Source organism: Diplocloster agilis, from assembly GCF_019042275.1.
GTDB lineage: Bacteria > Bacillota > Clostridia > Lachnospirales > Lachnospiraceae > Diplocloster > Diplocloster agilis.
Genome location: NZ_JAHQCW010000121.1, coordinates 1 through 225, shown reverse-complemented (window position 1 = coordinate 225; position 225 = coordinate 1). Strand labels below are relative to the sequence as shown.

At 44.9% G+C, this 225-nt stretch carries 1 rRNA gene; it reads right to left on the bottom strand.

The window, feature by feature from the left end:
- Window positions 1–96, bottom strand: a 5S ribosomal RNA gene (gene rrf / locus KTH89_RS24800); the annotation flags it as partial.
- Window positions 97–225 lie beyond the last annotated feature (129 nt).

Here is a 225-nt window from a genome sequence, read left to right as displayed (position 1 = left end):
CATACCGTCACCAGTATAGTACCATCGGCCGCCTAGGTCTTAACCATCGTGTTCGGGATGGGAACGGGTGTGTCCCCTAGGCGCATCGACACCAGAAATCTTTTTTGCTATCTTTCCTACTTGCTTAAGCCCCTTTTATTTCTCTGTTACTGCGGACTTTTGCTTCGTATTCTTGATAACTAAACAGTAAAACAACCCTTACTTCTTCTTCCTTAGAAAGGAGGT